Here is a 6013-nt window from a genome sequence, read left to right as displayed (position 1 = left end):
GATGGCGCTGAGCATCAAGACCACCGAAGCAGACCGTCTTGCACGGGAGCTGGCGGCCGCGACCCACGAGTCCATCACCGAAGCCGTGACCGCCGCGCTGCGCGAACGCCTCGACCGAGTGCGACAGGACCGGGCAGCGGACGAGCAGCTGTTCCGTGCGGAGCTGCAGGCGCTCGCAGCGCGCGCCGAAGCCGCCGAACGCCGTGGTGTCGGCGACGTCCTCGAGTGGGACCAGGATGGTCTGCCCCGGTGACCCGGCTCGCGGTGGACACCTCGGCGCTGCTTGCCCTGACCTTCGCGGAGGAGAGCGCCCACGACGTTCAGGAGGTCCTGACCCACAGCGACGAGCGACACATCAGCGCGGCCACGGTAGTGGAGCTGGGCATTGTCGTGGCGAGCCGAACGGCGGGCAAGGTGACCGCTTCGGAGGTGCTCACGGCGGCACGGCTCACGGTGCAGCCGCTGGAGGAGGAGGACGCCCTGGTGGCGATCGAGGCGTGGCAGCGCTTCGGCAAAGGGCGACACCCTGCCGGACTCAACCTCGGCGACTGCTACAGCTACGCGCTCGCCCGGCGCCTCCGCATACCGCTGCTCGCGGTGGGTCAAGACTTCCGCCGGACCGACCTCATCGTCCTCCCTTGAGCAATGAGTACGGCGGGTCAGGCACCGGGCCTGCGAGGCGACGTCGGTGAGTCACCGGGCGGAGGCTCCCGGGGATAGCTGTCCAACAACGGATCGAGCTCGTGGTAGTCGGCAGCGTGATCGGTCCACCACACCGCGGCCGTATGCAGACCCGTGGGCTGGTCGAGGGTTCCCGCGGCGATGGACGTCCAGGCCGGGTCGGTGTCCGACCGCCAGAACAGGGTCGAACCGCAGGTGCCGCAGAAGCCGTAGAATATCCCTGCGGTCGGCTCGTACCAGCGCAGCGTCGCGTCCGAGTCGAACACCAGGTCTGGCGTGGCACACCCGCTGGCGGCCATGTGATGTCCAGTGATCCTGCGGCAGCGATCACAGTGACAGTTGACGACCGGCCGCAACTCTGCGACGCAGCGGTAGCGCACCCCACCGCACTCGCACCGCCCGCTGCCCACCTCGACATCCTGGCAGACCATCGCCCCGGCACCGTGGCCGGCCGGCGCGACGGGTCAGTTCAGGATCTGGCTGAGCAGCCGGGTGACACGGGTGTGGATGTCGTCGCGGATGGTGCGCACGACCTCCATGGGCTGCCCGGCGGGGTCGCGCACCGCCCAGTCCTCGTAGCGCTTGCCCGGATAAAGCGGGCAGGCGTCGCCACAACCCATGGTGATGATGACGTCGGCTGCGCTCATGACACTGTCCGAGAGCGGCTTGGGGTAGGCCTCGGTGAGGGAGATCCCACGCTCGGCCAGCACCTCGATCACGTCGGGGTTGATCAGCTCGGCGGGGGCCGACCCGGCCGAGCGCACATGCACGCGCCGGGCGGACAGGTGCTGGGCCATGGCGGCGGCCATCTGAGACCTGCCGGCATTCTGCACGCAGACGAAGAGCAGCTCGGGGACGGTCTTGGCGATCCGGCCCTCGGCCTGGGCGGCCGCCATCAGCTGTTCCTTGGCGTGCTTTGCCGTCAGCACCGGCAGGAACGTCTGGACGGTCGAGACCGGCTCGTCGTGGCGCTGGTCAGCTCGGTATGCAGCTCGCCCACCCGGACAGCGATGTCGTCACGGACCAGTCGCATCCGCTCCACCCCGTCGATGCCACGGTGCGACGGCTCGTCGATGTCCCACGTCTCGATCCGTCCCCGCATCCCCGGCACGGGCTCCACCTCCGCCTCGCGACCCACCAGGACCACGCGGTCCACCGTCCGCAGCTCCCCGGGATCCACGGCGCGGGGCCGCTCTCCCTCCATCGAGGCACCCACTTCACCCACCACCTGCGCGGACAGTGCGTTGATGTCCGCACCGGGACGGGTGCCGGCCGAGGAAGCACGCACCTCCGCACCGGACCGTTTTCGCATCAGCGCTGCCGCCATCTGCGACTTGCCGCCGTTCTTGACGCACACGAACAGCACCGAGGGCGGGTGGGACATGGGGCCTCCTGGCAGCGAGCGGGTGACCGTTCACATCGACGATGTGTCGATAAATATCCAACGCGAAATATAGACAATTGTCAATATGCTCCGTAGTCTCGGCTGAATGGAAGACGTTGCCGTGACCGAGTCGACCCAGGATGTGTGCTGCGCGGGGGCGTGCGGCGACCTGCTGCCGTCCGCCGAGGCGGATCGCGTCGCCCGGATCTGCAAGGCGCTGGCCGACCCGACCAGGGTCCGCCTGGTGCAATATCTCGCCTTCTCCGAGAGCGGCACCGTCTGCGCCTGCCACCTGCCCGACGCCCTGGGCATCAGCCAGCCCACCCTGTCGTTCCACATGCGCAAGCTGCACGACGCCGGTCTGGTCACCCGGGACAAGCGCGGTCGATGGGTCCACTACTCCGTGCGGGCCGACACGTTGCGGCTGGCCCGCGACTTCCTCACGTTGCCCGACCAGCCCGGCACCCACTGCTGCTGACATCGCCCGCCCTACCGCCCCAGCCCGTCCAGACCTGGAGATCCCATGCCCGCTCGCCCAGCGCTACGCCGCGTCGCCGCCGAAGCCCTCGGCACCGGTGTCCTGCTGTGCGCGATCGTGGGCTCGGGCATCATGGCGGCCAACCTCACGCAGGACGTGGCGCTGCAGCTGCTCATCAACGCCCTGTCCACCATCGCCGCCCTGGGCGTGATGATCTGGGCGCTGGGCCCGATCTCCGGCGCTCACTTCAACCCCGCCGTCACCCTGGTGGCGCTCAGCCGCCGGGAGCTCCCGGTCGGTGAGGCCGCCTCGTATGTCGTGGCTCAGGTGCTCGGCGGTCTCGCCGGCGCTGCGGTGGCCAACCTGATGTTCACGCTTCCGGCGCTGCACCCCTCGACCCAAGCGCGGGACACCTCCAACCTGTGGCTGGGTGAGGTGGTCGCCACGGCCGGGCTGATCGGGCTGATCGGTGCGCTGACGCGATCAGGCAACGGCCGGCTCGGGCCCATCGTGGTCCCCGCCTGGATCGGAGCGGGGTACTTCTTCACGTCCTCGACCTCCTTCGCCAACCCAGCCGTGACGATCGCCCGGTCGCTGACCGACACGTTCTCGGGCATCGCACCGGCCGGCGTGGCGGCGTTCATCACCGCCCAGCTGGGCGGAGCCGTGATCGGCGCCTTGCTGACCGAACTGTTCTACCCGTGTCGCGGCATACCCGAGTCGTTGGACCTGTCGGCCGACGCCACCCCGCACACCCCACCGGCCAGATCACGCACCTGACCGATCCAGCCGCCACCGGCCCGAGTCAGGGGTTGGAGACCAGCGTCTCCTTGACCTTGGCGATGGCGAAGCCCCACCCCTGCTCGACGGTGGGCTTGGGCGGCAGGGAGATCTCGTCGGGGTTGGTCACGGCGTCCAGCAGCGCCGGGCCGTCGTGCGCCAACACCTCGGCCACCGCCTTCTCGACGTCCTTGGGGTCCTCGACCCGCACCCCGTGGAACCCCATGGACTGGGCGACGACCGCAAGGTCGGGGTTGTCCAGGTGGGTCCCGTACTCCGGCATCCCCACCTGCTCCATCTCCAGCTTGACCATGCCCAGGCGCCGGTTGTTGAAGACGATCAGCTTGATCGGCAGGTCGTAGGGCGCGGCTGTCATCAGGTCACCGAGCAGCATGGTCAGGCCGCCGTCGCCGCAGAACGCGATGATCTGGCGGCGGCGGTCCAGCGCCTGGGCACCGAGCGCCTGGGGCATCGCGTTGGCCATCGAGCCCAGGTTGGAGGAGCCGATCAGCCGCTGGTCGGCGCGCAGGTGCACGAACCGGGACAGCCAGACCGTCGACATGCCGGTGTCCGAGGTGTAGATCGCGTCGTCGGCGGCGAGCCGGTCGACGGTGGCCGCCACCAGCTCGGGCCGGATGTCCCCACCCCGGTTGTCGACCTGCTTGCGCAGCAGCCCGACCCGCTTGGTGTCGTAGCCGGCCTTGGCCAGCTTCTGCTGACCGTCCTCCCAGTCCTCGAACGTCTCCCGCGCATCGGCCAGGTGCTTCTTGGCCTTGCGCCCCTTCTTGGCGACCGCGTCGGCCAGGGCCGCCGCCGTGTCACCGGCGTCACCGACCAGACCCAGGTCCACGTGCGTGCGGCGACCGATGTGGGCTCCCCGGTCGTCGACCTGGATGACCTTCTTGCCCTCCGGGAACCAGTCGCGGTAGGGGAAGTCGGTGCCGAGCATCAGCAGCAGGTCGCAGTCGTCGAAGGCCTGCTGCGCCGCGGGGTTGCCGATCAGACCGGACTGCCCTACCTGGTGCGGGTTGTCGTGCTCGAACCCCTCCTTGGCCTTCAGCGTCACCACCATCGGAGCCTGCAGCCGGTCGGCCAGCCGCAGCACCGCCTCGCGCCCAGGTCGCGCGCCCTTGCCGACCAGCAGCGTGACCTTGTCCGCGTCGTCGATCAGGTCGACCGCCTGCTCGAGCAGGTCCGGAGCGGGCACGGTGCGGGGCTGCGGCGGCACGAACTGTGGCTTCGGTGCATCGTCGGACACGTCGAGCTCGCCGATGTCGCCCGGGATGCTCAGCACCGAGACCCCGCGCTGGTTCAGCGCCGCGTTGACCGCGAGCTCGATGACGTAGGGGACGTGCTCGGCGTTGGTGATGGTGCGCGAGTAGACCGCCACGTCGGCATACACCGCGTCGTTGTTGACCTCCTGGAACATGTCGGTCCCGATCTCCGGGGAAGGCACCTGCCCGCAGATGGCCAGCACCGACGCGTGCGACTTCTTGGCGTCGTAGAGGCCGTTGAGCAGGTGGATCCCGCCGGGCCCGACGGTGCCCATGCACACCCCCAGGGTGCCGGTGAGCTGGGCCTGGGCAGACGCGGCGAACGCACCGGCCTCCTCGTGCCGCACCCCGATCCACTCGATGCGGTCGGTGCGCCGGATCGCGTCGGTGACGGGGTTGAGTGCGTCACCGACCACCCCCCAGACGGTCTTGACGCCGAGGTCGGCGAGCGAGTCGATCAGCAGGTCGGCGACAGTAGTCATCGATGGGCTCCTTGGTGGGTATGTCGTGGGCTCAGGTGAGGGGTCCGCCGGCGTGGCTGGGCCGGTGCGCGGCGGCAACCTGGAACGAGTGGGCGTCGGCTCGCTCCCAGTCCCGGGCCCAGCCCTCGTTGTCCGTCCCGTCCAGCAGCTCCCCCTCGTCGAGCCAGGTGAACAGCTCCTCGTAGGTGAGCACCTGGCCGGGGTCGATGCGACGCAGCACGCTCGGTGCCGAACGGGGTCTCCGAGCCCAGGCCCTTGGCCCGGCGGTAGATCATCGCCCGGGCGTTGCGGTCGAACGGCCGTCCGTCGTAGTCGCGCTCGACGAAGTACTGCTGGATCTCGGGACGAATCGCCTCGAGCGCGAAGCGGGCGTGCCCGATCACCGGGTAGTTGCGCAGGATCGAGTGGCTCTTCTGCACGTAGTCGCGAACCCCCACCGCGGCCGTTGCGGCCACTGCCCCGCCCAGCACTGCAAGTCCCGTCGTGCGTGCCGTCATCCCATTGCTCCCTCATCGTCGTCACAAGCCGTCCCGACGATACCCACGGGGATCGGAGCCCGCCCGTTGGGGCACCCACAGCTGAGGATGCGCGCAGACCAGCCTTTTGCACCGTCCGCAGCGTGTGTGCGTCACCACGCCGACGTCGTGCGCTCGGCCATCCGGCCGAGACCATGGCCCGGACCGGACCAGAGGAGACATCAGGGGTTCACGACGATGTGTTGCTGGTGAGCACGGTGTTGACCGACTCCAGTCAGATCGAGCCCGATGTGATGGAGGGCAACATGGGCGCTCGTGGATACGCCATCGCGCCGCAGCCGCGGTGACGTTATACCCTAGGGGGGTATATGCTGGCAGACCCGGGTGGAAAAGACCGCCGCTGGGATGCCCACGACTCGACCGATGGAGAGCCTCATCTTTCTCGGAATCCTGAGCAT

The 6013-nt window shown here is 69.2% G+C and carries 9 protein-coding genes; 4 read left to right on the top strand and 5 right to left on the bottom strand.

What is annotated here, in order from left to right; genetic code table 11:
• The coding region (locus ACR2FV_RS16885) for a type II toxin-antitoxin system VapB family antitoxin (protein WP_434016868.1) at positions 1-253 on the top strand (253 nt) is incomplete at its 5' end.
• Positions 250-642: a type II toxin-antitoxin system VapC family toxin gene (locus ACR2FV_RS16880; RefSeq protein ID WP_434016867.1), complete on the top strand. Its 393-nt coding sequence runs from the start codon at positions 250-252 to the stop codon at positions 640-642. The genes ACR2FV_RS16885 and ACR2FV_RS16880, both read left to right, overlap by 4 nt.
• 17 nt (positions 643-659) lie before the next feature.
• Here the strand turns inward: ACR2FV_RS16880 and ACR2FV_RS16875 are convergent, their stop codons facing one another.
• From ACR2FV_RS16875 to ACR2FV_RS16865, 3 genes are read right to left on the bottom strand one after another with little or no spacing between them, the layout of a single operon-like run.
• Complete coding sequence (locus ACR2FV_RS16875) at positions 660-1112, bottom strand: GFA family protein (RefSeq protein WP_434016866.1); 453 nt, start codon at positions 1110-1112, stop codon at positions 660-662.
• 33 nt (positions 1113-1145) lie between these two features.
• Complete coding sequence (locus tag ACR2FV_RS16870; protein WP_434016865.1) at positions 1146-1610, bottom strand: arsenate reductase ArsC; 465 nt, start codon at positions 1608-1610, stop codon at positions 1146-1148.
• Positions 1604-2065, bottom strand: a complete 462-nt coding sequence (locus ACR2FV_RS16865) for a low molecular weight phosphatase family protein (RefSeq protein ID WP_434016864.1) — start codon at positions 2063-2065, stop codon at positions 1604-1606. The genes ACR2FV_RS16870 and ACR2FV_RS16865 overlap by 7 nt, the downstream gene beginning before the upstream one ends.
• Positions 2066-2171: 106 nt before the next feature.
• Between ACR2FV_RS16865 and ACR2FV_RS16860 the strand changes: the two genes are divergently transcribed.
• Together ACR2FV_RS16860 and ACR2FV_RS16855 are read left to right on the top strand one after the other, a co-directional pair.
• Complete coding sequence (locus ACR2FV_RS16860) at positions 2172-2543, top strand: ArsR/SmtB family transcription factor (RefSeq protein WP_434016863.1); 372 nt, start codon at positions 2172-2174, stop codon at positions 2541-2543.
• Positions 2544-2588: 45 nt separating this feature from the next.
• Entirely contained in the window at positions 2589-3323 is a 735-nt protein-coding gene (locus tag ACR2FV_RS16855) for an aquaporin (protein ID WP_434016862.1), read from the top strand.
• Positions 3324-3348: 25 nt separating this feature from the next.
• Here the strand turns inward: ACR2FV_RS16855 and ACR2FV_RS16850 are convergent, their stop codons facing one another.
• A complete protein-coding gene (locus ACR2FV_RS16850; protein WP_434016861.1) occupies positions 3349-5079 on the bottom strand; it encodes a thiamine pyrophosphate-dependent enzyme in 1731 nt (576 codons plus the stop codon).
• Between the two features lie 31 nt (positions 5080-5110).
• Positions 5111-5299 (bottom strand): hypothetical protein, encoded by a 189-nt coding sequence (locus ACR2FV_RS16845; protein ID WP_434016860.1) that lies wholly within the window; start codon positions 5297-5299, stop codon positions 5111-5113.
• Positions 5300-6013: the final 714 nt, after the last annotated feature.

Origin of the sequence: Ornithinimicrobium sp., from assembly GCF_051004135.1 — a bacterium.
Taxonomy (GTDB): Bacteria; Actinomycetota; Actinomycetes; order Actinomycetales; family Dermatophilaceae; genus Ornithinicoccus.
Note: the sequence above shows the minus strand (reverse complement) of the source record. Positions and strands in the feature narration are given on the sequence as shown.